The organism is Erythrobacter sp. W36, from assembly GCF_057364935.1.
On record NZ_CP200281.1, the window covers coordinates 3164921 to 3191736 of the forward strand.

The following is a 26816-nucleotide window of genomic DNA, read 5'->3' on the forward strand; positions in this document are numbered from 1 at the left end:
TTCGCGCTAAGTAAGGCGGCAATGCAGCTTGACCTCGGCTCTGATCCGCGCACGGAAACTCTGCGCCGTTTGCAGGCGGGGCTGACCGCGAGCTTTGGCCGGATCATTCGCCCGGATAATAAGCGCCGCGACCCTGTTTGGGTGCTCGTGCACGGGGTCATCGGGGCGCAGACCAAGACGGCGGCCTCCAACGCATCGACCGATGCTTTGCTGGCGGAATATCGATCGTGGGAAGCGGCGGCCAAGGTGGATGAGGCGGAGCTGGAGGCGCGATTGCAGCGCCAGACCTTCCCCAGCGTCGCGGCCAAGCGGCTCAAGCAATGCCTGAATGCGATTATCGAAGAGCGCGGCTCGGTTGATCTGCGGCATCTCTCCAATCTGCCAACTGAAGAGGCGATGGCGTGGCTGGAGACGCTGCCCGGCGTCGCGCGCAAGAACAGCGCCGGGGTTATGAACGCCAGCACCTTCAACCGCAAAGCGATGGTGATTGATGGGCATCACCGGCGGATCATGCAGCGTATGGGAATCGTCCCAGCCAAGGCGGACACCGCGCGCACCTATGACGCGCTAATGCCGATTGTGCCGCCTGAATGGTCGGCAGAGGATATGGACGAGCATCATCTGCTATTGAAGAAATTGGGTCAAACCCATTGCCGTCCGCGTAAAGCCGCGTGTGATGGCTGCCCCGCGCGCGACAATTGCGATACGGGCCGGGCCCAAGCCTAGCGACTACTCCGCGTCAGCGAGGATTTGCGCAATCATCTTTTTAGCGTTTTCATTGCCGGGATCGAGCTCCAAGAGCCGCCTGTAGCTGAGCAACGCATAGTTCCGGTCACCATTGGCAAGAAAGGCTTCACCCAGGCTGTCGTGGGCATTGGGCGACTCCGGAAAAGTCTCTGCATTCAGGGAAAAGACCTCGATCGCATCCGTCTTCTTCTCTTGCGTCAGCAGCGAATAGCCAATTCTGTTGAGGAAAGCCTCGGCATTGGAAAAATCGTAGCGCTCGGCAGAGCTCTCAGCCAATTTATATGCGGCAACCACCTCGGCCCCGGTCATAGATTTGTAGCCCTTCATCGCGATCTGCAGCGGCAAGGGCGGCGCCTTGCCTGAAGCGATCTCATCAACGAGCATCCGCGCCAATACTATGGCGAGCCCGTTGTTATCGCGGTCATGGGTACAGATCATCACGCCAATTTGGCGGTCCGGTGCATACCGGATGTTGGCGCGCGCACCCCCACCGCTATGGCCCAGCGTGAGGACATCGTTTCTGTTTTCGATAACGCTGCCAAGGCTGTAATCGCCGAAACGATAGGTCTCGTTCAGCAACAGTGCCTTCCAAGCGGCGGGCGCGATCACCGTTCCATCATTGATGCGCAGCAGCAGCTTCGACATATCATTGGCGGTGGTTTGAAACCCGCCCGCGCTTAGAAGAAACGCTGGTTCATCTGCGGATGTCACGGCGGGATGCCGGGTCGCGGATAAGCCAGCAGGTCCAGTGATGTATTCACCAACCAAGGTATCAAACTCGGCGCCTAACTCGTCCTTTAAGATCATCTCGGCGGTCGCATATCCGGATTGGCGATAACGAGAATACTCGCCCGGTTGGTAGTCGAGCGGAAGATCACGCACGAGCCGGTAGATGTCATTGTTGCGCGCTGAGGGGTCAGAAGCCAACTTGCCAAACGCCTCTTTGTTCACGGCCATAGTAATGCCCGAGGTGTGATTGAGCAGGCGGTAGAACGGTATCGACTGCCAGCTTTTTGGCGCGTCCTCAATGTAATCGCCAAGCGGTGCGTTCAAATCGAGACGGCCTGCTGCTGACAAATTTGCGTATGTCAGCGAGGCCAAAACCTTCGTAGCGGAATATAGTCCGCAAGGCGTTGCCGCACTATAAGGCTCCCCCTCAGCGGTCATACCAAAGCCTGCGGATAGCAGCACTTTGTCGCCAGAAACTGCAGTGACAGCCAGTCCAGAGACTTCGAACGCCTCCATTAGTTCAGGAATTTTTTCAGAGGTAGTCAGCTGGTTTAGGTTGGCCTTGGATTCTGGCGAGGCTTAGCGTCGATTGGACATGATCTCCGCAGGCTGTGAGCATCAACGCCAAACTTGCCCAATACAGTTTCATCCCAATCCCCAAATTCTGACTACAAGTGTCATCGATGCGGAGTGTTCGCGGCCTTGTCAATCAGGAACAGCCTGAGCTTTGCTATGGTTGTGATGACTCTGGCTGAGGGCTTAACCCTTTGCGCATTGCGAACATGCTGGCATGCCATTTTTATGAAGAACAATGCCCACGTTACCGCATTGCTCGCTGCGCTGGCGGTCGCCGCCTTTGCGGGCAATTCGCTGCTCGCGCGGGCTGCTCTGGCTGATGGCGCGATTGAGGCGGGCGCCTACTCTGCGATCCGGCTGGCCTCGGGCGCCCTGGTGCTGCTGCCGTTTCTGGGGGCGAGGCCATCCCGCCGAGATTTGCCCGGAGCATTTGCGCTTGCCGCCTATGTCGCCGGGTTCTCGCTCGCCTATCTCCATCTGGGCGCGGGGATCGGTGCGCTGATCTTGTTCGGCTTTGTCCAAGCGACGATCATCACAATCGGCGTGGTGCGCGGCGAGCGATTGATTGCGCGCGGCTGGCTCGGCCTGGTGATTGCGCTGGGCGGATTGATCTACGTGCTCGCGCCGTGGGAGGCAGGGCGCAGCGCGGCGGGCCTCTTGCCCGGGCTGTTGATGGCGGGCGCGGGCATGGCCTGGGGCGTATACACTCTGATCGGCCGCGGCTCTGGCGCTGCGCCGGGCGGGGCGACGGGCAGCACCGCAAGATATTTCCTGATCGCCAGCGTAATCGTCACCCCGATGCTCTTACTCGACAGCACCATGCCGCGCTGGGACGGCGCGCTGCTCGCGGTGATCTCTGGCGTGGTCACATCGGCGCTGGGCTATGTCGTTTGGTACAAGGTCGCCCCAAAACTCGGCCTGGCAACGGTCGCCAGCGTGCAATTGGCAACACCGGTTGTCGCAGCTCTCGGCGGGGCATTGTTCCTGGCCGAGGCGCTGACAATGGGCGTGGTGATTGGCGGCGCGCTGATCTTGGGCGGCATTGCGTTAACGGTGAATGCGACACGCGCGGTCAGGTAAGGCCGGACCTTGCACCTTACGCTACGACGCGCTTCGTTTCGTGGTCCCCTCCCCAAAAGCGTGCTTGCAAGCGGCGCGATTCTTCGTAATCCCTGCCCGCAAGAAAACTTTTGGGAGAACCACAGCCATGAAAACCGCAATCACCGAAATGTTCGGCATCCAGCACCCGATTATTCAGGGCGGCATGCATTATGTCGGCTTTGCTGAAATGGCGGCGGCTGTTTCCAATGCGGGCGGGCTGGGGATTATCACTGGCCTGACGCAAAAGACGCCTGCGGATCTCGCGAATGAAATCGCGCGCTGTAAGGATATGACGGACAAGCCATTTGGTGTGAACATCACGATCCTGCCGACGCTGACCCCGCCAGACTATCCGGCGATTGTGAAGGCGGTGATTGAAGGCGGCGTGAAAGTGGTGGAGACCGCTGGGCGCAATCCATCGGAATTGCTTCCCCCGCTGAAAGACGCAGGGATCAAGGTGATCCACAAATGCACCAGCGTGCGCCACTCCTTGAAAGCGCAAGAGATCGGCTGTGATGCCGTCAGCGTCGATGGCTTTGAATGCGGCGGCCACCCGGGCGAAGATGATATTCCAAACTTCATCCTGCTGCCTCGCGCCGCCGATGAGCTGGAAATTCCGTTCGTATCCTCTGGCGGCATGGCGGATGGCCGTTCGCTCGTCGCCAGCCTGGCGATGGGCGCGCAGGGCATGAATATGGGCACGCGCTTTATCGCCACCCAAGAAGCGCCGGTGCACGAAAACGTGAAGAAGGCGATTGTCGCGGCTTCCGAACTCGACACCCGCCTGGTGATGCGCCCGCTGCGCAATACAGAGCGCGTGATGACCAATGCCGCGGTTGAGCGACTGATCGAGAAGGAAAAGCGGCTCGGCGATGATCTCAAGTTTGAAGACATCATCGAAGAGGTCGCAGGCGTCTATCCGTCTATCATGATGGAAGGCGACATGGACAAGGGCGCGTGGAGCTGCGGCATGGTGGTCGGCCTGATCAATGACATCCCGACCTGTCAGGAATTGATCGACGGCATCATGAGTGAGGCGGAAACGATCCTGGCACGCATGAACGGGCAAATGGCCGCGGGCTGATTTTCGGAAAGAGCGGGCGGTGCCGAGTCGCTGCCAATCCGCTGTTTCGCGGGCGGCGCTGCTGCGTAAATTCCCTTATGGGTTAACCATTAGTGCGGGCCTGTAAGGGCGCGCGCGGCAATGTCGGTATCCAAATCCTTACCGCGCTTCTGAGTAGTCAACCGAATGAAAAAAGCGGAACCTTTCGGGTAGTTAGGTTTTACAGCGCGTCGGAAAGGGCCTGCTGCGGGATCGACAACTTGGAAAAGCCGCACCGGCCCTCACGCTGGCGCACAATCGGGGACTGCCCATGCAGGAATTTATCGCACTTGAGTTTTGGATTTTAGCGATTGCAGCGCCCTGCATTCTTAGTTGGATCCTCGGAGAAGTTCACGGCGCTGCGCGGGTGCGCAATTTTATGGAAGAGCGCGTACCCACGGTGGAAGAGGCGGCAAGCATTGCTGGCACGCCCGCCAGTTTCACGATGCAACATGGCGCGTCTGCTTCGGCTGAAAAGCCTCGCACCGCTTTGCGGCCCGGACGCAGTCTAGCCGCCGCCAATGCCGCGTTGAGCGGCGCAATCGACGCAGCGCTCAGCCCGCAGCGGGTCATCGCGGCGACGCGTGACCTGTCGGCGAGCGAGCGCAGCGCGCTTTACGAAGAGATGCCAACGCCCACCCAGCGCAGTGAAGAGGCCGATTGGCGCCGCAAGGAGCTGGCCGCTTTGCTGAGCGAGAACGAAGGGGCATTGGCGCCAGAGGCGGCCGAAGTGCTGAGCCAATATAAGGTGTCGGTGACGCAAATGGCTCAGGCCAACATCCAGAAAGATCTAGATGATGCCCTGGCTGCATTCGCGCCGCCGATTGATGAACCGCGCCCGCGCAGCCGCGCTTACCGCGATGCTTTGGAAGAGCGCTATCAGACTGAGGTGCCAGAGCAGGTTGCCTGCCCGGCCCCGTAAGGAAACGCTTAGAGCGCGCTGGCCCTAGCTGTCGGCGCCTTCGGGTTTTTTCTCGCGGGTGTAAGGAACAAAGTCCTCAAAGAAGACCGCGCCGGTGAAGAAACCGCTGAACCGATCAACCGTCGTGATTTGATCCAAGCGGCACAGCTGAGATGAGCCGAACTTGCGGATCACCAGAATGTCATCATCATCGATGCTTTCCGGGCGCCGAGTGCGCTGAACATAGATCGTGTTGCCACTGCCATAGACATAGGCTGTGTCGTTGATTGTGCGCATTCTGCGGTTGGCTTGCTCGCGAATGCATCGCACCGGTTCACCGGCGACGCGTCCTTCGAGCATTTTTTGAAGTTTCTCTTCGCCAGTGGGCTTGTCCTTCGCCATCACAGCGGGGGCGCCAAACGCGGCGGCTCCGGCCAGGCTGGCGGCCGCAAGGGCGAGAAATTTAGACGAGCGAACCATGAACATTCTCCTACGCTAAGACCCTTATGCATAGCAGATAAAGCGTGTCAGGTGAACGATGGCTGACTCTGGAAACGAGTCGCTGAGGTCGCGAAATTGCTGCTGGCCGCACCATGATCAGGCGCAGTGTGCCCATTACCGGTGGCCGGGATCGCCGCCTTCGGAAATATCGGGCAGGTTCGCTTGATCCGCGCCGTCTGCCGGTCCGCCTTTCAGGACAAAGCGCCGGTCGCAATAGCCGCAATCGACATAGCCGTGCTCGTCAATCTCCAGATAGATGCGCGGATGGCCCAAAGCGGCAGGGCGATAGTCCTTGCCGCCGCGAATGCCGCTGGCCCCGTCACAGCTTACGCGGCGGGTTTCAACGATCAGCACTTCTGGTGGAGCGGTATTCATAAGGACGCGCGATAATCGCGAAGCGGGGCAAATTCAATCTTTCGTTTGCACGTTTTGACCGATGACAGTTGCGGCGCAAGGCTTGCACCGATCCGGCGCTTCTTTATGGCTTGCGCGCATGAGCAATGAACCCGCCATCTCGATCCGCAATCTCACCAAGAGATACGCCGCGCCCAAAGGTGCAAAGGGCGCCGATGCCGCCGGCAAGCTGGCGCTGAATGATGTGAGCTTTGATGTGCCGCAGGGCCAGATCTTTGGCCTGCTCGGTCCCAATGGCGCGGGCAAATCGACGCTGATCAACACGCTCGCCGGGCTGGTCAACAAGACCAGCGGCAATGTGAACATCTGGGGCTTTGACATTGATAGCCAGCGCCGCAACGCCAGCCGCGCGATCGGCATTGTCCCGCAGGAAATCGTGTTTGACCCGTTCTTCACGCCCTATGAAGTGCTGGAAAACCAAGGCGGTTTTTACGGTATTCCGGCCTCTGATCGGCGTAGCGAAGAATTGCTTGCCGCTGTCCGCCTCGCCGATAAGCGCGATGCCTATGCCCGCACCTTGTCCGGCGGGATGAAGCGGCGGCTGCTGGTGGCGAAAGCCATGGTGCATTCGCCGCCGATCCTGGTGCTGGACGAGCCGACTGCCGGGGTCGACGTGGAATTGCGCCGACAGCTGTGGGAGCTTGTCACTCAGCTCAATGATGACGGCGTCACGGTGGTGCTGACCACGCATTACCTCGAGGAGGCGGAGGAACTCTGCGACCGGATCGCGATCATCAACCACGGTGAGTTGATTGCCGATAAGCCAACCCGCGAGCTGGTGGATATGGCGCGCGAGAAAATCGTTGCCGTCACAGTGGATGCTGACCTGACCAAAGCGCCCTCGCACGAGGCCTTCACCAAGGTGGAGCTCGCCGGGGAGCGCGGGGTCGAGGTGACCTACGACAAAGACGAGCTCAACGCAGGTCAGGTGCTGGCGATCCTGCAAAGCCAGGGCCTGACGATTGAGGATGTGACCACGCGCGAGGCGGACCTGGAGGATGTGTTCGTCCAGTTGACGAGCACGGCATAGCTGGGCAAGACCCCACCAAATTTGAACACCTAAAAAATAATTCCAGATTTCATGAGGGGGACAATTGATGAAACAGCAGAGAACGCCTGAAGAAACAGCTGCACGGCTTGCTAAGCTCCGGATCTTACCTGCGATCATAGGCGTGGTAGGTCTCGGCTTGATATTGACCGGGATAGATCCTGTCATTGGTTTCGGGCTGTTTGGTGCGGGTATCGCATTGTTTTTTGGGTGGGGTTCACTGACATCGAAAGTCTTGGAAGCCCAAGCCAAGCAGGATGCTCAAAACAAGGATTAGCCCTCATTTGAGACCTCGGGCACCCAGGCAAGACACTATATGCGGGATATCGCCTGATTGTCAGCGAGGGATGAGGGATCGGATATGCGCGCTTTGACCAAGAGATCGGCCAGCACAAAGGCGGCGCTGACAGATTTCGCGGGTTGTGTCCGTTTGGCTGTCGAGCAGTACCGCTAAAGCTCTAGAGACCAGTACCCCGGCAATGCATCGAGGCATTTGCCAAACTCGGCATAGGCCCTGTCATAGGCTTCTCCTTCAAATGGCACGTCGAGCCTGCCCGGGTTTTCGCGGTCGTTGATCAGCGCAAACCCCCGCACTGGGCGCAGCATGCCGTAGTCGAGCATGAGATCGGTCAGCCGGTTGCTGTAATGGTAGAGGCCGCCGCCATAGGGCGTTTTCAAAAATGATCCGGCGCGCTTGGCTGGGATACCTCGGATGAACATATGTAGCATCATGTCGCCGCCGAAATCATCGCCCAGATCGGCCTGTCCAATCAGCGCGAACCGGCTAGAAGATGCGCTCGTCGCGATAGTGATCGTGAAGCCGCTCTGCTTGGCTTTGTCGAATTGGATAAGGTGGCATTTGCTTGCCTGTTTCTCCACCCGAACATTCGCTGCGCCCTCGTCTATTCGCAGCAGCACTTCGGCCTTAGGTTTGTCCTGAGCAAAACTTGCAGCAGGAGCGCTAAGCAAGATGGGAATCGCCAAAACGGTGGCCGAAAGATGTTTGAGCATAGCCGATATCCTCCATTTGAAGAGCATCAGCTTAGTCTCGCCTGCGCGCTAATTCCAGCGCTTGGTCTTGAGCCCGCTAAGCTGATAGTGCGCTAACCCAGTCAGGCAAAGATGCGGGTAGGAGACTAGGATGCGGACGGTTTCATGGATAGCTCTTGGCGGAGCGGCGATGCTCAGCCTGTCGGCGTGCGGGGCGGCCAGCATCGGCGGCGATGCGCAGGCTTCCGTCGCTGACACAACCGATGTCGCTGCGAATATCCCTCGCGGTGAGCAGCCCGCCAAATGCCCGAGCGAAGGCGCCGCCCTGCAAGTGCTGGGCAGCGGCGGGCCGATTGCCGAGGCGGACCGCGCGGGCACGAGTTATCTGCTGTGGATCGATGGCCAGGCGCGGCTGCTGATCGATGCGGGGTCGGGCAGTTTCCTGAGGTTTGCGCAGGCAGGCGGTAAGATAGCGGCGCTGGATGCGATATTCCTCACGCACCTTCATGCCGATCATGCGGGCGATCTTGTAGATGTGCTCAACACCGGTGGTTTTGAAGGGCGAACGCAGCCGCTCATGATAGTAGGCCCAAATGCCGCGCCGCGCTTTCCCGGTATGGCGAGTTTTATGCAGCGCCTCATCGGGAAGGCCGATGGAGCTTTTGCCTATAATGGCGGCTATCAGGATGGGACGGAGAATAAGCCCGAGCTGATAGTGCGCGAGGTTGAAACGGCCGAAGGCGCAGGCGCACCAGTTGGCCTTGATATTTCCAACGACTATTCCGTCATGGCTCATCCCGTCCATCACGGCCCGGTCCCGGCGCTCGGCTATGTTGTCGAAGTGGGGGATGCGAACTTTGTCATAACTGGCGATCAAAGCGCCCAGAGCGAGATCTTTGCCAGCGAGCTTGCCGGGACCAAACCCACAATCCTGTTCGCACATCACGTGATCAATGGTCAGCCGGGCCAACCGCGCGGCCTGCACCGCACGCCAGAGGAAATCGGCCAGCTGGCGGGCGCGATGAAGCCTGCGCGCGTGGTGCTGACCCATAATATGAAGCGGTCATTGGATGATCTGGACAATGGCCTGGCCGCGATAGCCAAGAATTACACTGGCCCGGTAAGCGTTGCGCAGGACTTGGATTGCTACGCGCTTTAGCCTGCGCTTAATCGGTCGATATCCTGCCGCAGCTGGCTTTTGCGAAAGCCGCCGCCTGAGATCAGCCGCATAAAATCGGCGACATGATCAAAATGCTGCAATTGCCGGTGGTAGTAATTGATATATTCCAGCACCGCCAAAACACCGGCTGTGGTCGCGACCCAGCGGTCTGCGGTGCCCACTGCGAACCCTGGAGCCGCCCAAGCGGCGGTGGCCGCGCCCGCGGCGACAACGCTGGCGATGGCCATGGGTAAGTCTAGCGCCGCGATCCAGCGGACCGTCTCATCCGGCGAAGTGCCACGCTCAAGCTGGTGCAGCTTCGCGCGCCAATAGACCGCCCCAATCGCCAGCAGAGCCATCATCGGAATGATGGACAGCAGCGATGCAATACCCACCTCACCCTCCGCCAGAAACACCATGATCACCGGCAGCAGCACGATATTGCCCGCCTCCAATTTCCAATAGCTGGAGAGGCGCGCGATCAGGGCTTGCCGCGATGTCGGTGGAGTGTGTTTCGCCATGTCAGCGGATTGGCGCGCAATCGCCCGCCTGGCAAGTCCGACCTCTGACAGGGGCCCCTGCGCGCTGCAGCAATTCGCGCAAGGGCGCTTGCCCGGCTCACAGCTTCGCGGCATGAGGCCCGCATGACTGACGCAAAACACGACATTATCGTTATCGGTTCAGGCGCGGCGGGTCTTACTGCGGCGCTGGCCATGGCTCAGACCAAGCGCGTGCTGGTGCTGGCCAAGGGTTCGCTGACCGGCGGATCAACCGCATGGGCGCAGGGCGGGATCGCCGCCGTGCTGGATGCGGGCGACACTTTCGACAATCACGTGCGCGATACGATGGTGGCGGGCGCGGGCCTCAACGACCGCGAGACGGTGGAGTTTGTGATCGAGCAGGCCCCGGCGAGCATCGACCGGCTGGTGGAGCTGGGCGTGCCATTCAATCAGGATTCCGGCGATCTGCATTTGACCCGCGAAGGCGGGCACTCGCATCGCCGCATCGTGCATGTCGATGATGCGACCGGCTGGGCGGTGCAAGAGGCGCTGCTGAACGCGGCGAACGCCAATCCGAATATTACCATGCTGGCTGGGCGGACCTGCATCGATCTCATCACCGATCGTCACCGCACCAGCTATTCCGGCGCGGGCCATGTCTGGGGCGTCTATGCTCTGAACGAGGAAACCGGCGAGGTTGAAAGCCATGTTGCGCGGGCCACCGTGCTGGCGGCGGGCGGTGCGGGGCGCGTCTATCAATTCTCAACCGCGCCGCGCGGGGCAACCGGCGACGGGATTGCGATGGCATGGCGAGCGGGCGCGCGCGTCTCCAACATGGAGATGATGCAGTTCCACCCGACGTGCCTCTATAATCTGGAGGTCAAAAACTTCCTTATTACAGAGGCGGTGCGCGGCGAGGGCGGGCATTTGCTGCACCCGGAAACCGGGCACCGATTTATGGCGGATTACGATGCGGAGCGGATGGAGCTCGCCCCGCGCGATGTCGTGGCGCGCGCGATCGATGATCAGATCAAGCGTTATGGCCTCGACTATGTCCATCTCGACATCAGCCATCAGCCAGCCGAGTTTGTACGCGAGCATTTCCCGACCATCGACGAGAAGCTGACCGGGTTGGGGATCGATATGACGAGCCAGCCGATCCCGGTTGTCCCGGCCCAGCACTACACCTGCGGCGGGGTGGTCGTGGGGCTGGATGCGAGCACCGACCTGCCCGGCCTGTGGGCGGCGGGCGAATGCACCGAAAGCGGCCTGCACGGCGCGAACCGGCTGGCGTCAAACAGCCTGCTGGAGTGCTTTGTCTACGGCGAAGCGGCCGCCTCTGACATTCTGTCGAAATGGGACGACCTGCCGCCGCCGCCCACCATCCGCGAGTGGGACGCGACCCGCGTGGCGGACAGCGATGAGCAGGTGGTGATCAAGCAAAACTGGACAGAGATCCGCCGCTTCATGTGGAATTATGTCGGGATCGTGCGCACCACCAAACGGCTGGAACGCGCGGCCAACCGGATCGATCTGCTGAGCCAAGAGGTTGAGGATTATTACGGCAGCTTTGTCGTCACCACCGACCTCATCGAGCTGCGCAATCTGCTACAGGCGGCAAAGCTGATCGTCAGGAGCGCGCTGGCGCGGCACGAGAGCCGGGGCCTGCACTACACGCTCGATTATCCGGAGATGGATGAGGTGCCGCAGGACACGGTGCTGGTGCCTTGAGGATTCTGAAAAACCTCCTCGCCGCCCTAGCTCTCACCGTCGCCGCGCAGCCCGCCCACGCTACCCCGCCCGATGTTATCGACATCCGCGAGGAGCCATTCGGCGTCAGCGACACGCATCTGTTCGTCACCCGCACATCGACCGACAATCTCGGCCTGCATGAAAGCCTGCGGTCCGAAAGCCATCTGGTGCGGATCGACCTTGAGACGGGTGAGGAAAAGAGCTGGGTGCTGGACCGGGTCACGCAGTTTCGCGACTATGACGAGCAAGGCGACCAGCTCGACTTCGTCACCCGGCGCGACGAGGGGCTGGAGCCAGCAAATCCTTATGCGATTTTGGCTGAGCATGACGCAATTCCTTGGGGCGGCGCTGTGAGGGCAGGATGGATCACACCCCAGATTATCCCGGGCGAAGACGCCATTTCGGTGAGCTATGGCGCGGACACGGACTACCGCATTACCTTGGATGAGGTGGCGAGTGCTCAGTCCAATCTGGTTGATTTCATGGCCAGCACAGTCGTCGATTATCGCTGCGGCTGTCGACTGTATCGACGCGCGCAATGTTCGCTGATCGGAAATTGCCGATGGCTTATTGCAAGCCAGATGAAGTGCTCGAATACTTCTCCTTTGGCCGAGGGTGGAGCAAGCTGATCCGGATCAATTGCACCAGCGGCGAGGAGGATGGCCTGACTTCATTCATTGTTCAGCTGAAGGCTGTTGATGTGTCCGATATCAGCGAATAGCCGCGTCACTCGGAAGGCCACCCAAATGAAGCGTATTGCCGGATCGGCAGCGTGCCTCGCTGCGCTTGCTATGATCGTCGGCGTGCCGCTTCAAGCTCAGGCGCAAGGTGAGGAGCCGCCGCAAGGCGGAACCACCAATTCAATCGTCGTCACCGCTCAGCGATCCGGCGCGCCGATGTGGACCATCGACACCGCCACCGGCACCATCATTCTGGTCGGCGAGATTGCCGCCGTGCCCAAGGCGACGCCGTGGCAGCCCGACCGGTTGAAAGAGGTCGCGGGCGAGGCGCAGCGCGTCATCATCCGTGCTCAGCCCAAGGTGTCGCCGGGCGATGTCTTCCGCCTGATTTTCAGCGGCGGGAGCTTCACCAAGTTGCCCAAGAAAACCGTCGCGGCTGATTATTTGGATGAGGCGCAGCTTGCGCGGCTGAGCGCGCTGGAGGAGACCTATGACAAGGATTACGCGCGCGGCAGCTTCCTGATGACATCGTTTGATCTGCTTGCGCGGCGGCTCGATTTTGATGATGAGACGACCAAGGACGCGACCGATATCGTGCGCAAGGCGGCGGTTAAGGCCGATGTGCCAATTATCCGCCCAGAGCGGTTTCGCGGTGAAGACCTGCTCGATGATCTGGCCGCGGCAGAGCCTGCTTCGCACATCCCGTGCCTAGAGGCGGCGATGACGGCGACCGAGATCGGGCCAGAGCTGATTGAGAAGCGCGGTGATGATTGGCGCAGCTTTGATGTGCCCGCCGTGATGGCGAACCCGCTAGAGATTGCGCTGGGCCAATGCTGGCCGTGGGCGGATCAAGAGCTGGGCACGGAAATCCGCGATCAATGGACCGGTATGATCGAAGGCTCTGTGGAGGTGGAAGGCGTCACTTTGGCCGTACTGCCTTTGCGTGTGCTGGCGGAGCCGAGCGGCGTGCTGGACCAATTGGAGAGCCTAGGTTTTGAGATCGGCGGTCCTGACTGGCGGCCCTAAGCGCGCCCGATAAGCCGCCTTCGCGCACAAGCCCGCTTTCCCTTCGTCGGCTCTCATCGCCCGCTGGCCGATCACAGCCGCCGTTCGTCCAGCCTGATCGCGCACTAGCCGAGCGGCAATTGCGCGGACCCCGGCCCTGTTCCAGTTTGCAATTGGACGCGAGCGGAAAAACCCCCTGTGCTTTTCTCTTCCCGCTGAATTGCGCAAATCCGCCGCGTCCGATCGACCAAAGATGCCTTTGCACGAGTGTTGGGACTGTGCTCGGCGCTGACGGTCTCAAGGCCGATCATCCAGAGTTGTTTTTAAAAGGATGATCCAATGAATACCCTTACCAAACTAGCCGCCAGCAGTGCGTTTGCCCTGTCTCTGTCGCTAACCGCTGCCACCCCCGCGATGGCGGGCGGCGATGAGCCGATCGTTGTTCAATCCAAAGCTGTGATGGAGCAGTGGCAGAAACAGACAACGCGCGACCTCAACCGCGCGCTCGCATTCAGCCCGACCTCCGGAAAGCTCCGGGCTGACAATGGCATCGTCCAGATCAGCTTTACGCTCGGCGCAGACGGCAAGGCTGAGAACATCGAGCTGTATGATCGGAGCGCCAATCTGACCGCTGTGCGGATCGCCAAGCGCGCGGTGCGTAAGCTCGGCACGCTCGACGAGGTGCCGGTTAAGAACCGGGCACAGGCGCGCTTTCTGGCCAGCATCATCTTTGCCGACAATGCTGACATCCACGAGCGGCTCGCGGCCAAGCTCAAAAAATCAGAGCAAACTCGCATGGCTTCCGCCGATGTGGACGGCGAATACATCTCCGTCGGCATCTGATTGACCTAACGTTTTACGCCCTTGCCGCCTCGGCGGCATGACCCGCGCCCGCCTCTTGCCAAAACAGGGGGCGGGTTGCGGTGCGGGCGGCATTGGCTTCCCTTACGTCACCTTGCCCGGGCAGAATCGCGTGGTATCGTCATTCGCAAGAGTGAGAGGAAACACCCAATATGCCCAGCATCACCGCCAATGGAATTGAACTGTTTTATGAGGAACATGGCGATCCGGGCCATCCGCCTGTGCTGCTGGTGATGGGGCTGGGCGCGCAAATGACCCTTTGGCCGATTGAGCTGGTGGAGGCTCTGGTGGCCAAGGGTCACCGCGTGATCCGCTATGACAACCGCGACATTGGCCTGTCGCAGAAATTTGAAGGCGCGAAGGCACCCGGCGTTGTGTGGCAGGTGCTGCGCGCAAAGATCGGCTGGCCTACCAAGGTGCCCTATACGCTCAAAGACATGGCCGATGATGGCGCGGCCTTGCTGGATGCCTTGGGCATCGACCAAGCGCACGTGGTTGGCGCGAGCATGGGCGGGATGATCGCGCAATTGATGGCGGTGCATCACGGGCACAAGCTGCTCTCGCTGACCTCGATTTTCTCCACCACCGGCAATCCCAAGCTGCCTCAGGCGGATAAGCAAGCGATTGAAACGCTCACCGCGCCGCTGACCTCAATGGAGGAAGAGCATCTGGTCGAGCACGGCATGAAAGTGGTGCAGGCGATTGGTTCGCCCGGCTACCGCGCCGATCCCGATTGGCAGCGAGAGCGGGTGCGCGCCGGTGTCCAGCGCAGCGTCTATCCCGCTGGCCTGCCGCGCCAGCTCGCCGCGATCATCGACGATGGTGACCGCACCGCCCGGCTGGCCAGTGTCAGCACGCCAACATTGGTGCTGCACGGCGAGGATGATCCGCTGGTAAAGGTCGAAGGCGGCCGCGCAACCGCAGCAGCCATCCCTGGCGCAAAGCTGGTGACGATCCCAGGCTGGGGCCATGATCTGCCCGTGCCGCTGATCGATCAGATCGCCGGCGAGATCGCTGAGCATACTGCGTCGGTCGGTGCCGGTGAGACAGTCGCCGCTTAGACTTCGAGCTTTGCCAAAGAGCGGGCGATGTTGCTTCGAGCTTTCTCTTCAAATCGCTCTTTGCCCCAAGCGCTGAAATAGAGGTCATCCCGTTGCGCAAAATGGCGCAGGACCTTCGCCCTACCGTCTTTAAAGGCGGCATCGGGCACATGCGCATATTCGCGGCGGATCTGATCCTCATAGATGTCGAAGCGCTCAGCATCTGCGCCCAAGATCGCGAGATCCATGTCGAGAAAATGAGCGCAATCGGATCGCGCCTCGTCCGCCAACTCTTCCGGCAGAAAATGCCCGTCGGTCGCCTCGATCATTCGCCGCGCGAGCAGTAGGCTCGCCTCCGGCAGTGGCGGCTCGCTTTCCATCAGCAGCTTCGCACTCTGGCGCTCATTGTCATTGGCGCGCGGGTTATAAACCGCATCGTGAAACAGAATTGCGTATGTCACCGCTTGCTGATCGTGCAATGCGCTGCGCTGCGCATCCATATGGCGCAGCAGAGCATCAATATGGGACCAATCATGATAGTGCCGCTGGGGCTCAGCATGGCTAGCCTTGAGGGCCGCAAGCATGGAGGCTGGGACAGAGCTAAGCATAGGCGGCCTAGTCGATGTTCGCCGCAAAGGCGGCATAGGCGCCGTATGATGCGACGACGAACGGCACTAGGTACGTCAGCGCGACTTTGACGAGGTCGGGGGTTTCTCCGGCCAGGATCGCATCGCCGTGATTGATCGCAGTCAATGCGGTGCCGACCACTGCCGACACTCCCAAAGAGCGCTTCAGCACTGATCGGCTAAAGCTGCGTTGGAGCGCTGATCTGTTCATTGCGTCTTGCTTGCCCTCATGATCAGGTAACGCCTGTGTCATTTTGCGCGGCGAGGCTCAAGCATATTCAAAAATTGCGCGGCTCGATTCGAATGATTCAAAGGGCCTTCACCACGGTTTTGCCCGCAAAAATTTTTTCGCAGATTCATTTTAGGGCTTGCGCGATTGACGAGCCTAGCATTTCCGGCGCGTCGCGGCGTTGCAGCCACATAACACACCGGCCGTTTGAGCCGATCTGGATGGTAAATTTACATTTACCCTCTTGCGTCTGAGGCCCCTCTGATTCAGTATTTAGTGGTTCTTGCCGCAAGGACACCCACAAGACCTAGTTAAAGTCAGGCGCAGACACCATATCTGCGATGGGGGCAGATTCGGTCTGAAGGTGGGTGGAAATGCGGCCAGGGCTGTGGGTAGCGGGGATAAGTAATCCGCGCCCCGGGAGATAAATAATGCTAGGTGAGACACATCTCGCCGAGTCGAACACATAAAGAACATCGCACGGGTGCGGATAAAACCAGTGCGAGGCACAAGCGGGGCTAGGATATAATGGATTTTCGGAACGGAGATGATGCAGCCATGGGTGTGACCGACGGTCTCGACCAGCAGACTGATGTGGCCCCAGCAGAGGCCAAATCAGCCGATGAAGGCAGCACAACCGAAAAGCAGGCGATTGACATGCAAGCAGACGATAAAGGCAGCGAAGAACTGGTCGCCGCGAAAGCGGGCGAGGCCTTGGCTGGCGCGATGACGGAAGTGGCGAAGGCTGCGGCTGAACCTGATAGCAAGAAGGTCAACGACCGCCGGTTCGACGTGAAAACCGATTCCTCGCGCGATGACAATCTGACCGAATTCGGCAAAGAGACGCTGATCGATCGCTATCTGCTTCCCGGTGAAGATTTCCAGGACCTGTTCGCCCGCGTGGCCGATGCCTATGCCGATGATCAGGATCACGCCCAGCGTCTGTATGACTACATTTCTAAGCTGTGGTTCATGCCCGCAACCCCAGTGCTGTCGAATGGCGGCACGGCGCGCGGCCTGCCGATCAGCTGCTATCTGAACTCTGTGTCAGACAGCCTCGACGGCATCGTTGGTACCTGGAACGAAAACGTCTGGCTCGCCTCAAAAGGCGGCGGCATTGGCACCTATTGGGGCAATGTGCGCGGCATTGGTGAGCCGGTCGGCCTCAACGGCAAGACCAGCGGCATCATCCCATTCGTGCGGGTGATGGACAGCCTCACTCTAGCAATTTCGCAAGGCTCGCTGCGGCGCGGCTCGGCGGCGTGCTATCTCGATGTATCGCACCCGGAAATCGAGGAATTCCTCGAAATCCGTAAGCCATCGGGCGATTTCAACCGCAAGGCGCTGAACCTGCACCACGGCGTGCTGCTGACCGACGAATTCATGGAAGCGGTCCGCGCAGGCGACAAGTTCGACCTCAAATCGCCGAAGACCGGCGAAGTGCGCGGCGAAGTCGATGCTCGCAGCCTGTTCCAGAAACTGGTCGAGACCCGCCTCGCCACTGGCGAGCCGTATATCGTGTTTAGCGACACAGTGAACCGCATGATGCCAAAGCATCACCGCGATCTCGGCCTCAAGGTTTCAACGTCGAACCTGTGCAGCGAAATTACTCTGCCAACCGGCATTGACCACCTCGGCAATGACCGCACAGCTGTGTGCTGCCTGTCCTCGCTCAACCTTGAGAAATGGGATGAGTGGAACGGCGATAAGCAATTCATCGAAGACGTGATGCGCATGCTCGACAACGTCCTGCAGGACTATATCGACCGCGCCCCGCCAGAAATGGAGCGGGCGAAATATTCAGCGATGCGCGAGCGCAGCGTTGGTCTGGGCGTCATGGGCTTCCACTCCTTCCTGCAATCGAAGGGGCTCGGCTTTGAAAGCGCGATGACCAAGGCGCTGAACCTCAAAATGTTCAAGCATATTCAGGCCAAGGCGTCTGAGGCGAGCATGCTGCTGGCGCAGGAACGCGGGCCATGCCCGGATGCGGCCGAAATGGGCGCCATGGAGCGCTTCAGCTGTAAGATGGCGATCGCGCCAACCGCGTCGATCTCGATCATTTGCGGCGGCACCTCCGCCTGTATCGAGCCGATCCCGGCGAATATTTACACGCACAAAACCCTGTCGGGTAGCTTCATCGTGAAGAACCCATATCTGGAAAAAGTGCTGCGCGAGAAGTCGAAGGATTCCAACAATATCTGGAATTCAATCCTGGAAAAGGGCGGCAGCGTCCAGCACCTCGACTTCCTGACCGACCAAGAGAAGGCATCGTTCAAGACCAGCTTTGAAATCGATCAGCGCTGGTTGCTCGAATTCGCCGCTGACCGCTCGCCTTATGTCGATCAGGCGCAGTCGCTGAACCTGTTCATCCCGGCCGATGTCGAGAAATGGGACCTGATGCAACTGCACTTCCAAGCGTGGGAGAAAGGCATCAAATCGCTCTATTATCTCCGCTCGAAATCGATCCAGCGCGCAGGCTTTGCCGACGGCGTGGAGGCGGACAACACCGCCAACGCACCAGAGATCGAGCTGAAGGCTGAACTCGGCGTGCCAGAAACAGATTATGATGAGTGCCTGAGCTGCCAGTAAGTTTTCAGAGCCAAATCAATGACAAAAAGCCCCCGCGAGCGCCATGCTCTCGGGGGCTTTTTCGTGGCCGCCTCGCTCAGTGATGCGCCACTTAGAGCTACGATCCGCGTCCCGCATTTCCCCGCCGCCTCAAGCAAATGCGCATGGGGGCTTTTCTTTGCGTCAAACTCATGGTTGAATGGCTAACGCTATGAAAACTCGGCAATCCACACGTGTTCCGCTCAACGCCACTGGTTCATACCGCACATCGCGCGGGATGCAGTGGGATGTTGATCTGGAGGATTTGTCCGCTGGTGGCTGTATGATCCACGACCGGCAGGGGCGGCTAAAGCTGGGCGAATATGTCCGCCTGTATATCGCAGGCACGGGTCCGCATCTGGCCGAGGTCGCCTGGCAGATCGGCGGCAATGCGGGGCTGGCCTTTACCCGGCCCTTGCCAGACCGGGTCTTCACCGCGCTGGCAGCGGCGGATTGGAATGCGGCGGCAAAGGCGTACCGTGATGAAAGCAGGGGCGGATCGGCCCGACGTTTTGTCTAAGCGCCGCCCGACGCTCTTGATCCATGCGAGGCATACATGACCCTAGATATTGTGCTGCCTGGAATTCTGCTGTTCATCGCAATCACCGAAGTTCCGATCTTTATGTTCATGCGCGCGCGCGGAATGGTGGGCAATAACGCCGCCAATCTGATGATGCTCGCCTCAGCATCGCTTCCCTTGCTGGCCTATGTTATCTTGAAATTCCTCTTGCCGGATATCGGCGCAATCGAGGTGTTTTAGTGATGCAACCACAGATCTGGATTGGAATAGCCGGGACGATTTTTGCGCTCGCTTTCATCTTCAATGGTTGGCGCAGCAGCCGCGGCGATCAGTCGGGCCACGCCGCCAATGCTGGGCGGCTGCACATTGTGATGGGCCTCGTCTTCCTGCCGTTTTTATGGGTTGCGATTGTGGCGACGATGTCATGAGCCCGCTGCGCATCATCACCGCCGCCGGATTGATGGTGTTGCTGTCGGCCTGCGCCAGCCAGATTGATGCCGGGGTCGCGGCCGAGGAAGGCACGCCGGGTTTCCTGTGGGGAATGTGGCACGGGTTCGTCTTCCCATGGGCCTGGATCGGATCGCTATTCAATCCAGACATCGCCGTCTACGCCGTGCCCAATAAGGGCGCGTGGTATGACTTTGGCTTCTTTCTTGGCATTACGGTGCTGGGCGGCGGAAGCTTCTTTGGATCAAAAAGCCGCAGCTCTGGCTAAGCGCACCGCAGTGCCCGCAGGAGTTACGCGCTAAGGCGCAGAGGCTTTTCAACCTCGACCACTTCGACCCGGTCCCGGCCGCCGCGCTTCGCATTGTAGAGCGCGGCATCCGCCATCTCGATCAAATCTTCGCGCGGCAAGGCCGCCTTGGCTGGTGCTAGAGCAACGCCCACAGATGCCGTTATACGCGATGCGCTGTTCACATTGGCGGGCAGTTTCATCGTCGCCACCGCATCGCGAACGTCCTCGGCCAGGCGCGCGGCATCGCCCGGTGCGCGCTCTCGGATGGCGGCGACAAATTCCTCGCCGCCATAACGCGCGACGATCCCATCGCTGTCGCTGAACACGCGCTGCAATGCGCGCGCCACCAGCAACAGGCATTGATCGCCCGCCTGATGCCCATTGGTGTCGTTGAACAATTTGAAGCTGTCGAGATCGATCATCATCACCGCCGTCCGCCCGCGTGACAGCATGGCGCCAGCATCATCGCCCCGGTTCGCCAGCGCGATCTTCTTGGCAAAGGCTTGCTCGAAATAGCGCAGATTGGCCATGCCGGTGAGCGGGTCTCGCTCTGACAAGTCGCGCAGGGCGCGGTTGGCCAGGGTCAGCTCGCGCGAGGTTTCTGCAGCGCGCAGGTTGAGCAGGAAATTGCGCTGGCGCAGGCGCTCAATCCGGAATGCCAGCGGCACCGTCGCGGCGGTCACCACGCACAGCAAGAACAGATAATCGTAATAGGGCTCATAGCCATGCGGGCTGGTGAGGATCACCGTGCCGAACGCAGCCGCGATAAAGGCGGCGTTGAAGGCCAGCAGTTGGCGCATGGAATAGGGCAGGATGATATTGGCAATGCCGATGATCAGCGCCGTCGCCGTGAGATAGCGCGCGGTGTTTTCCGCCGACATTTGCAGGCCCAGATAGACCATGATCACCGCAAAGGCGATCGGCGCCGCGCCCACACTCACCGACATAATCCAGTGCCATCCGCGTGCGCCCGCGACCAGGCCGAGCACGGTGATCGGGATGATCGTAAGCGCCCTCAGCCATGCTCCTGTTACAGCCGATTCCGGGTGGATCATAAAGTCGAGCGCAATCGTGAACACCGCGACCAGAAAGCCCAGCACGAGCAAAAACTGATGGTCCGATTTTTGCCGGGCCACGGTTGCACGCGCATAATTCTGGCGGATCGCCAGGGGCCAGGATCGCTCTGCTGAGCCATCGCGGATCACCGCGTCGAGCGCGGCGGCATCGAGATAAGGCCCGCTGGTCTCTGCCGCGCGCGCTTTCGCATCGATCGCATCCTGAGCAGGCGCAATCGGAGCGGAGGAAAGCGCTTGCGGTGCCAGCTCAGACGCCGGTTCAGGCGCACGGCCAGCCGCCGCATCCACGCGCCCGCCCGCATCCGCGCGTTTCGCGTTTCGCGCAGCGCGCGCCAGCCCACCATGCGCTGGAAAGAATTGCTGTAAAACTCCCATTACCGCGTGCTTAGCAAGAGGTGCTTAATTCTGGGTTAGTATCCCGTAATATGCTATGAACTTTATGCGCGCAGGCGGTGTCACTTGCACCAGACGCGCGTGTGCTCGTTGCATGGTCTGCAAGACTGCGGAAAGCCCTTAAGCGCTCACACGGTTCGACTCACATTTTGCACGGTTTATCCCCGGCGTTGAGTCCATCCTTGCCTTCGTTTTCGTAGTTTGATTCCCTATAAGAGCTCAAGAACACCAATCTAAGGAACACCACATGTCGTTGCTCGAAGCCCGTAAGACCTACAAGCCGTTCGAATATCCGTGGGCTTACGACTTTTGGAAACGTCAACAGCAGATCCACTGGATGCCAGAGGAAGTGCCGCTGGGTGAGGATTGCCGCGATTGGGCGCAAAAGATCACCGAGCACGAGCGCAATCTGCTCACGCAAATCTTCCGATTCTTCACTCAGGCCGACGTCGAAGTGCAGGATTGCTATCACGACAAATATGGCCGGGTGTTCAAGCCGACCGAGATCAAAATGATGCTCACCGCCTTCTCCAATATGGAGACGGTGCACATTGCGGCATACAGCCACCTGCTCGACACGATCGGCATGCCCGAAAGCGAATATTCCGCCTTCCTTGAATATGAGGAAATGGCCGACAAGCACGATTACATGCAGCAATTCACCGTCGACACCGACGAGGATATCGCCCGCACGCTCGCCATGTTCGGCGGCTTTACCGAAGGGCTGCAATTGTTCGCCAGCTTCGCGATGCTGATGAACTTCCCGCGCTTCAACAAGATGAAGGGCATGGGGCAAATCGTCAGCTGGTCCGTGCGCGATGAAACGCTGCACTGCGAAGGCATCATCAAGATGTTCCACACCTTCGTGGAGGAACGCGACTGCCTGACCAAGGCGGTGAAGGAAGACATCGTCGATGTCTGCCAGAAGTCCGTGCGCCTCGAAGATGCGTTCATCGACCTCGCGTTTGAAATGGGCCCGGTCAACGGGATGAGCGCGAAGGAAATCAAGAAGTACATCCGCTACATCGCCGATTGGCGCCTGGGCCAGCTGGGCCTCCAGCCGATCTACATGATCGACGAGCACCCACTGCCATGGCTCAGCCCGCTGCTGAACGGCGTTGAGCACGCGAACTTCTTCGAAACCCGCGCAACCGAATATTCAAAAGGCGCGACCAAGGGCGACTGGAACACCGTATGGTCCAGCTTCGACAACCGCCAGAAAGCCAACGCCGCAAACGAAGTGGCAGCGGACAGCGATGGCCCGGATATGTTCGGAGAAACCGAAGCGGCGGAGTAGGGTTCCGCTTGACCGGAACAGATAAAGAACATATCGCTTGCGATAGATAGGGAGTATCGCATGCATTCCATCGAATTTTGCGCCGGTGCCGGCGGCCAAGCTCTTGGTCTTGAGCAAGCCGGGTTTCGGCATGAGGCGCTAGTCGAGATTGAACCTGAGTTTGCCAAGACGCTGAAGCTCAACCGCCCTCATTGGGACGTTCGAGCAACGGATATGGCTGAATTCGATGGAAGGCCGTTTCAAGGGGTAGAACTGCTAACGGCGGGACTGCCTTGCCCACCATTCTCGGTTGCTGGGAAGCAGCTTGGCGAAAAAGATGAGCGTAACCTGTTCCCTGCGGCGATTAGACTGATTGATGAGATTAAACCAAAAGCGGTCATGATCGAAAATGTCCGCGGTTTTCTTTCTGCTGTATTTGAAGACTATCGCGGGCAGCTTAAAAGGCAGCTTTCGAAACTTGGATATCATGTCGATTGGCGGTTGCTGAATTCATCTGACTTTGGCGTACCACAACTCCGCCCTAGAGTAGTGATCGTTGCGCTTCGAAAAGATCTCGTCGATGCTTTTGATTGGCCGGAAGTCCAACCACAGAACCCACCGACCGTCGGGGAATGTTTGCGGGACTTGATGGGATCCAACGGTTGGCGTGGAGTTGATCAGTGGGCTGAGCGAGCAAATGAAATTGCTCCAACTCTTGTTGGAGGATCAAAAAAGCATGGCGGCCCTGATTTAGGCCCTACACGTGCACGCCGTGCTTGGGCATCGCTGGGCGTAGAGGGCAAAAGTCTGGCAAACGACGCTCCTGAACCGGACTTTGTTGGCATGCCTCGATTAACACTGAGAATGGCGGCACGAATTCAAGGCTTTCCGGATAGTTGGCAATTCTCAGGCGGTAAGACGACCAGTTATCGTCAAATCGGCAACGCGTTTCCGCCGCCAGTGGCCAAGGCTGTTGCACGGAATTTAAGCATAGCTCTTCGCGCCAACAAAGTGATTTCAATGGCGGCTGCGTGAGCCTTTTTGGCGACCTTTCCCGGGCTCCACTGCCCGATGCGCATGCAGACTTTGAGGATCTCTCAAAACTCGAATCAGACTTAATTTCGGCTGTAGGTGGCTGGGGCAGTTTCGAGGAAAGGCTGAGAGGATTTTTCCGATCTGCGATCGATGAAGTGATCGATACCGCTAGGACAGGTCGTTTTTTCTTTGCCGACTTAGAGAAGACTGAGAAGACCTACCTTGGGACAAAGTTCGAGATAATCCTTCGAGACTGGTTGGCTGTGCCCAAAGGGATAAAGCTAGACCTGCTGATTGGGGGCGAAGAAGTCGATGTGAAGACAACTACTTCTTCGCAATCTGGAGGTTGGATGATCCCTCCAGAGGCCATTGATGAACTATGCATTCTGATCCAAGTTGATGAGATCAACGCTATTTGTGATTTTGGTATTGCGCGCGCACGGCCAGCCTATCTTCGTTCCGGTAAAAATCGCGATGCAAAGACGAGCTTCTCAGCTGAAGGCCGTAAAAACATTTGGTGGATTGCAAATAGCTTTGAATACACACCGAACTTCTGGGCCCTCACCACGGAAAAGGATCGCACTGAGATTATGCAAGGAGGCGGCACTCGCCGGATTGCTAAGCTCTTCGAGCGATTTCAAGAAGTGCCAATTTCTAGAGTTCAAATCGAAGCCGTTGCGGCGCAAGATGACTTTATGAAACGTGTGAGGCGCAATGGAGGAGCGCGGGACATCCTAGCGCCCATGGGAATTGCGATTCTCTATTCAGAGACGGACCAAGCACTCATGCGTGACCTAGGCCTGAAATTCGGTAAGCGCGAGTTTATGTCCTATTGCCCCAAGACGAACGCAGAGGCTGCGATCCTAAGAGCGTCGAAACATATAGATTAATCCCCCTACCGAAATTCCCCCTTCTCATAGGCGGTCACGACGCCGGGGCTGGGCACGCGGCATGTGCTGGGGGCGTCGAAGAAGTACAGGCACGCCGGGCGGCCATCGCGGTAGGTCACGCGAACATTGCCATTGGTGATCTGGCCCAGCTGGTTAAACTGGTAACGCGCGCTGATCGCGGTGGGCTTAGCCAGCGGCATCGGTGCTCGCCACCGACACGCCCGACACGCTGCCCCCGACATAGCGGTTCATCATCCAACCGCGCGCGTTCTCCCGGATCAGCGCATCGACCAGCTTGCCGTAATCGGATTTCACATAGGCTGTGCCGCCGCGTGTGGAGGCGAGGGTCGCTTTGTTCGCGAGCTGCAGGGGCGCTTGGCCTGTGCCAAACCGCTCCAGATTGGCCTGAAACCGTTTGAGCGCCGCGCTGCTGCAACTGTTCTGGCCCAGCAGCGCATCCATATCGCCCTTCGCCGCGAGCGCGATATCGGTCATCCGGCGCGCGGTGGCGGCGGGATCATTGCCATTGGGGATAATACTGCCCAGGATTTCGCGCGATTGCTTCGCCTCAAGATTGCTCGATATGCGCAGCAAGGCCGGATCGGCAAGGCGCCCAGTGCCGTAAGTCTCAGACTGTGAGCAGGTGCGGCTGATCTCTGTGCCCCAACCATCGCGTGTCACCGTTTCTCGGACGCAGCGGGTGGCCATGATCTCCACCTTATTGGCGGGCAATTGCGCCGGGCACCGCCGAGAGAAAGCGTTGATATATTCGTTCAGCAGAAACGCATAGGCATTGCCCTCTGGCTGCATCCGCGCATTGGCAAAATCACCGAGATAGAGCGCGGTGACTTCGCTCTCGTAATTGAGTCCGCTCGCCTTCAAGCTGGCCGGGGTCAGGCCCGATTGTGCCGCCACCGCGATCGGCGCGATCATCGCCAGCGCCGCGCCGAGTTTCATGGAAAATCGCATTGTCTTCACCCCCCATTTCAAACAACCGGGGCAATAAATACCATTTCTTTTGGGAAAATCTCAGGCTTTATTTTAGGGTCTGACGCAGCGACTTGAAGGGGGAGACAATATCATGCGAGTTTTGACCAGCAGCGTTCTGGGCGTTTTGGGATCGGCGATCCTGGCCGGATGCAGCACTGGCGATGACAGCCGGGTTGCTTCCGCCAGCGCGGCGTCCGATGCGGATGCCGATGTTCTGGCGAGCATGCTGGCGGGCAATTCCGCCACCAGCGGCGCTGAGCTGGAGGCGGCTATTGAAGCGGCCAGCGCGTACCCGCTCGGCTCAGCCGAAAACCCCGTGCGCGCGCATATGCCGCCGGGTCAGCGCGCCTATCTTTCGCGCCTGCGCTGCCAGGATCTTTCGCGGCCCAAATTCTACCGCGTGGGCAGCATGGGCATGTCGCCCTATGGCAATATCGTCGATGGCTATGCGGTGACCTGTGAGGGCAGCGAACCGGCCGAAACGCTGGTGCATATCGACATGTACCACCGCGGCCACGTCGAAGACCGCGCGATAGAAGGCTTCGGCATCACCGGCGGGCGCAGCGAAAGCAGCGAGTAGCGATTTGGGGTGGTGATGGGCGCGCGCGACCTCAATTGAACCGCGCGCGCTCCGGCTTTGCGACGACTTGCCACTGATCACGATAGATCAGCTGTCCGGGATCGCGGGTCCACACCCGCTCCACCGGCACATCGCATTCCTCCATCAGTGCCACGAGCGCCTCCATATGGGTGAGCGCATCGCGGGCGCTGTCGCGGAACCAGCAAATGCCATCGTCCCACCACACGCCCTTTGCCCTAACGCTAAAGCGCTTTGGCACAGGCAATTGCTTGTTGAACCAGTCGAGCTCTGCTCGGATCGCGACCAAGACAGGGTCGCCGTCGTGGTCGCCGCTCCAATAGAGCTCGCTGGCTAAGTAAAATGGCCCGGGCGCAACGCGCGCACGGGTGACCGCCCCGGGGACGGTAAAGCGCAGATACATGAGAATTTCCTGACGAGAGGACAGAGCAGCAGAACTGGCTGCGAACGCCTTAATCAGACGCGCGGCGCGTGGGGTTCTGCCGAATTATGGACGCCCAGTGGGCTGTCTATGAATGCCCTTTGGAGGGCAGGAAAAATATAAACATAACTGCCTCCTTGTGTTGGCATCTGTCACTTTCGTGCGGGAGCGGGCAATTAGATCGCAGCGGATCGAATTGCAAGCGGTGCGCCGGGCGGCGGGCGTATTCGATTTTCCTACAGGGTGCATGCGCGAGTACACGGCGCGGATGGACCACGCGCAGCTTCAATCGGAAAAAGCGATCAATACCGCG

32 protein-coding genes are annotated in these 26816 nt (G+C 59.3%); 21 read left to right on the forward strand and 11 right to left on the reverse strand.

Annotated features, from left to right (window positions below; all coding sequences use genetic code 11):
- The first annotated feature begins 21 nt into the window (after positions 1–21).
- On the forward strand, positions 22–726 hold the full coding sequence (locus tag AC0V6U_RS15555; protein ID WP_472644035.1) for an endonuclease III domain-containing protein: 705 nt from the start codon (positions 22–24) through the stop codon (positions 724–726).
- A 3-nt stretch (positions 727–729) separates the two neighbouring features.
- Here AC0V6U_RS15555 and AC0V6U_RS15560 read toward each other — a convergent pair whose 3' ends face one another.
- Complete coding sequence (locus AC0V6U_RS15560) at positions 730–1992, reverse strand: serine hydrolase (RefSeq protein WP_472644036.1); 1263 nt, start codon at positions 1990–1992, stop codon at positions 730–732.
- 285 nt (positions 1993–2277) lie between these two features.
- Between AC0V6U_RS15560 and AC0V6U_RS15565 the strand changes: the two genes are divergently transcribed.
- The 3 genes from AC0V6U_RS15565 (at position 2278) to AC0V6U_RS15575 (ending at position 5177) form a co-directional block, all read left to right on the forward strand.
- Entirely contained in the window at positions 2278–3132 is an 855-nt protein-coding gene (locus tag AC0V6U_RS15565; RefSeq protein WP_472644037.1) for a DMT family transporter, read from the forward strand.
- The gene (locus AC0V6U_RS15570) at positions 3110–4237 is read left to right on the forward strand and encodes an NAD(P)H-dependent flavin oxidoreductase (RefSeq protein WP_486169518.1); all 1128 of its coding nucleotides are present in this window, start codon (positions 3110–3112) and stop codon (positions 4235–4237) included. The genes AC0V6U_RS15565 and AC0V6U_RS15570 overlap by 23 nt, the downstream gene beginning before the upstream one ends.
- A 385-nt stretch (positions 4238–4622) precedes the next feature.
- A complete protein-coding gene (locus AC0V6U_RS15575; RefSeq protein WP_472644039.1) occupies positions 4623–5177 on the forward strand; it encodes a hypothetical protein in 555 nt (184 codons plus the stop codon).
- Positions 5178–5201: 24 nt separating this feature from the next.
- Here the strand turns inward: AC0V6U_RS15575 and AC0V6U_RS15580 are convergent, their stop codons facing one another.
- Together AC0V6U_RS15580 and AC0V6U_RS15585 are read right to left on the reverse strand one after the other, a co-directional pair.
- Positions 5202–5636 (reverse strand): hypothetical protein, encoded by a 435-nt coding sequence (locus AC0V6U_RS15580; RefSeq protein ID WP_472644040.1) that lies wholly within the window; start codon positions 5634–5636, stop codon positions 5202–5204.
- A 135-nt stretch (positions 5637–5771) separates the two neighbouring features.
- On the reverse strand, positions 5772–6032 hold the full coding sequence (locus tag AC0V6U_RS15585) for a zinc-finger domain-containing protein (protein ID WP_472644041.1): 261 nt from the start codon (positions 6030–6032) through the stop codon (positions 5772–5774).
- A gap of 118 nt (positions 6033–6150) precedes the next feature.
- On the opposite strand from AC0V6U_RS15585, the gene AC0V6U_RS15590 reads away from it, so the two are divergent.
- Positions 6151–7101, forward strand: coding sequence for an ABC transporter ATP-binding protein (locus AC0V6U_RS15590; RefSeq protein WP_472644042.1), 951 nt, complete (start codon positions 6151–6153; stop codon positions 7099–7101).
- Between the two features lie 67 nt (positions 7102–7168).
- Complete coding sequence (locus AC0V6U_RS15595) at positions 7169–7396, forward strand: hypothetical protein (RefSeq protein ID WP_472644043.1); 228 nt, start codon at positions 7169–7171, stop codon at positions 7394–7396.
- 173 nt (positions 7397–7569) lie between these two features.
- On the opposite strand, the gene AC0V6U_RS15600 is transcribed toward AC0V6U_RS15595, so the two are convergent.
- Entirely contained in the window at positions 7570–8130 is a 561-nt protein-coding gene (locus AC0V6U_RS15600; protein WP_472644044.1) for a hypothetical protein, read from the reverse strand.
- 130 nt (positions 8131–8260) lie between these two features.
- On the opposite strand from AC0V6U_RS15600, the gene AC0V6U_RS15605 reads away from it, so the two are divergent.
- The gene (locus AC0V6U_RS15605) at positions 8261–9268 is read left to right on the forward strand and encodes an MBL fold metallo-hydrolase (RefSeq protein WP_472644045.1); all 1008 of its coding nucleotides are present in this window, start codon (positions 8261–8263) and stop codon (positions 9266–9268) included.
- On the opposite strand, the gene AC0V6U_RS15610 is transcribed toward AC0V6U_RS15605, so the two are convergent.
- Positions 9265–9789 (reverse strand): hypothetical protein, encoded by a 525-nt coding sequence (locus AC0V6U_RS15610; protein ID WP_472644046.1) that lies wholly within the window; start codon positions 9787–9789, stop codon positions 9265–9267. The two genes, AC0V6U_RS15605 and AC0V6U_RS15610, sit on opposite strands and share 4 nt — an antisense overlap.
- A gap of 123 nt (positions 9790–9912) precedes the next feature.
- Between AC0V6U_RS15610 and nadB the strand changes: the two genes are divergently transcribed.
- From nadB to AC0V6U_RS15635, 5 genes are all read left to right on the forward strand, one after another.
- The gene (nadB, locus tag AC0V6U_RS15615; protein WP_472644047.1) at positions 9913–11499 is read left to right on the forward strand and encodes an L-aspartate oxidase; all 1587 of its coding nucleotides are present in this window, start codon (positions 9913–9915) and stop codon (positions 11497–11499) included.
- Complete coding sequence (locus AC0V6U_RS15620; protein WP_472644048.1) at positions 11496–12149, forward strand: hypothetical protein; 654 nt, start codon at positions 11496–11498, stop codon at positions 12147–12149. The genes nadB and AC0V6U_RS15620 overlap by 4 nt, the downstream gene beginning before the upstream one ends.
- 117 nt (positions 12150–12266) lie before the next feature.
- Positions 12267–13226, forward strand: coding sequence for a TraB/GumN family protein (locus tag AC0V6U_RS15625; RefSeq protein ID WP_472644049.1), 960 nt, complete (start codon positions 12267–12269; stop codon positions 13224–13226).
- A 318-nt stretch (positions 13227–13544) separates the two neighbouring features.
- On the forward strand, positions 13545–14048 hold the full coding sequence (locus tag AC0V6U_RS15630) for an energy transducer TonB (protein WP_472644050.1): 504 nt from the start codon (positions 13545–13547) through the stop codon (positions 14046–14048).
- A gap of 170 nt (positions 14049–14218) precedes the next feature.
- On the forward strand, positions 14219–15127 hold the full coding sequence (locus tag AC0V6U_RS15635; RefSeq protein ID WP_472644051.1) for an alpha/beta fold hydrolase: 909 nt from the start codon (positions 14219–14221) through the stop codon (positions 15125–15127).
- Here the strand turns inward: AC0V6U_RS15635 and AC0V6U_RS15640 are convergent.
- Together AC0V6U_RS15640 and nrtS are read right to left on the reverse strand one after the other, a co-directional pair.
- The gene (locus AC0V6U_RS15640) at positions 15124–15714 is read right to left on the reverse strand and encodes an HD domain-containing protein (protein WP_472644052.1); all 591 of its coding nucleotides are present in this window, start codon (positions 15712–15714) and stop codon (positions 15124–15126) included. The two genes, AC0V6U_RS15635 and AC0V6U_RS15640, sit on opposite strands and share 4 nt — an antisense overlap.
- Positions 15715–15721: 7 nt before the next feature.
- Positions 15722–15943 carry a nitrate/nitrite transporter NrtS gene (nrtS, locus tag AC0V6U_RS15645; RefSeq protein WP_486169519.1) on the reverse strand — a complete coding sequence of 74 codons (222 nt, stop codon included), beginning with the start codon at positions 15941–15943 and terminating at the stop codon, positions 15722–15724.
- Positions 15944–16489: 546 nt separating this feature from the next.
- Between nrtS and AC0V6U_RS15650 the strand changes: the two genes are divergently transcribed.
- The 5 genes from AC0V6U_RS15650 to AC0V6U_RS15670 all read left to right on the forward strand — a co-directional run bounded on the left by AC0V6U_RS15650 (position 16490) and on the right by AC0V6U_RS15670 (position 19803).
- The gene (locus AC0V6U_RS15650; protein WP_472644054.1) at positions 16490–18550 is read left to right on the forward strand and encodes a ribonucleoside-diphosphate reductase subunit alpha; all 2061 of its coding nucleotides are present in this window, start codon (positions 16490–16492) and stop codon (positions 18548–18550) included.
- Positions 18551–18740: 190 nt separating this feature from the next.
- Complete coding sequence (locus AC0V6U_RS15655; protein ID WP_472644055.1) at positions 18741–19088, forward strand: PilZ domain-containing protein; 348 nt, start codon at positions 18741–18743, stop codon at positions 19086–19088.
- Positions 19089–19124: 36 nt separating this feature from the next.
- Positions 19125–19328, forward strand: a complete 204-nt coding sequence (locus tag AC0V6U_RS15660; protein WP_472644056.1) for a hypothetical protein — start codon at positions 19125–19127, stop codon at positions 19326–19328.
- Positions 19329–19330: 2 nt separating this feature from the next.
- Positions 19331–19516 carry a hypothetical protein gene (locus AC0V6U_RS15665; RefSeq protein WP_472644057.1) on the forward strand — a complete coding sequence of 62 codons (186 nt, stop codon included), beginning with the start codon at positions 19331–19333 and terminating at the stop codon, positions 19514–19516.
- A complete protein-coding gene (locus AC0V6U_RS15670) occupies positions 19513–19803 on the forward strand; it encodes a hypothetical protein (protein WP_472644058.1) in 291 nt (96 codons plus the stop codon). The genes AC0V6U_RS15665 and AC0V6U_RS15670 overlap by 4 nt, the downstream gene beginning before the upstream one ends.
- Positions 19804–19826: 23 nt before the next feature.
- Here AC0V6U_RS15670 and AC0V6U_RS15675 read toward each other — a convergent pair whose 3' ends face one another.
- Positions 19827–21275: a GGDEF domain-containing protein gene (locus AC0V6U_RS15675; RefSeq protein ID WP_472644059.1), complete on the reverse strand. Its 1449-nt coding sequence runs from the start codon at positions 21273–21275 to the stop codon at positions 19827–19829.
- A gap of 265 nt (positions 21276–21540) precedes the next feature.
- On the opposite strand from AC0V6U_RS15675, the gene AC0V6U_RS15680 reads away from it, so the two are divergent.
- The 3 genes from AC0V6U_RS15680 to AC0V6U_RS15690 are packed head-to-tail and all read left to right on the forward strand — an operon-like array spanning position 21541 to position 24494.
- Complete coding sequence (locus AC0V6U_RS15680) at positions 21541–22590, forward strand: ribonucleotide-diphosphate reductase subunit beta (RefSeq protein ID WP_472644060.1); 1050 nt, start codon at positions 21541–21543, stop codon at positions 22588–22590.
- Between the two features lie 60 nt (positions 22591–22650).
- Positions 22651–23604, forward strand: coding sequence for a DNA cytosine methyltransferase (locus AC0V6U_RS15685; RefSeq protein ID WP_472644061.1), 954 nt, complete (start codon positions 22651–22653; stop codon positions 23602–23604).
- Positions 23601–24494, forward strand: coding sequence for a NaeI family type II restriction endonuclease (locus tag AC0V6U_RS15690; RefSeq protein ID WP_472644062.1), 894 nt, complete (start codon positions 23601–23603; stop codon positions 24492–24494). The genes AC0V6U_RS15685 and AC0V6U_RS15690 overlap by 4 nt, the downstream gene beginning before the upstream one ends.
- 5 nt (positions 24495–24499) lie before the next feature.
- Here the strand turns inward: AC0V6U_RS15690 and AC0V6U_RS15695 are convergent, their stop codons facing one another.
- Together AC0V6U_RS15695 and AC0V6U_RS15700 are read right to left on the reverse strand one after the other, a co-directional pair.
- A complete protein-coding gene (locus AC0V6U_RS15695) occupies positions 24500–24694 on the reverse strand; it encodes a hypothetical protein (RefSeq protein WP_472644063.1) in 195 nt (64 codons plus the stop codon).
- Positions 24681–25463, reverse strand: coding sequence for a hypothetical protein (locus AC0V6U_RS15700; protein ID WP_486169520.1), 783 nt, complete (start codon positions 25461–25463; stop codon positions 24681–24683). The genes AC0V6U_RS15695 and AC0V6U_RS15700 overlap by 14 nt, the downstream gene beginning before the upstream one ends.
- A gap of 112 nt (positions 25464–25575) precedes the next feature.
- Here AC0V6U_RS15700 and AC0V6U_RS15705 point away from each other — a divergent pair, with 112 nt between their 5' ends.
- Positions 25576–26064: a hypothetical protein gene (locus tag AC0V6U_RS15705; RefSeq protein WP_472644065.1), complete on the forward strand. Its 489-nt coding sequence runs from the start codon at positions 25576–25578 to the stop codon at positions 26062–26064.
- Positions 26065–26095: 31 nt separating this feature from the next.
- On the opposite strand, the gene AC0V6U_RS15710 is transcribed toward AC0V6U_RS15705, so the two are convergent.
- Complete coding sequence (locus AC0V6U_RS15710; RefSeq protein ID WP_472644066.1) at positions 26096–26485, reverse strand: hypothetical protein; 390 nt, start codon at positions 26483–26485, stop codon at positions 26096–26098.
- Between the last annotated feature and the right edge of the window lie 331 nt (positions 26486–26816).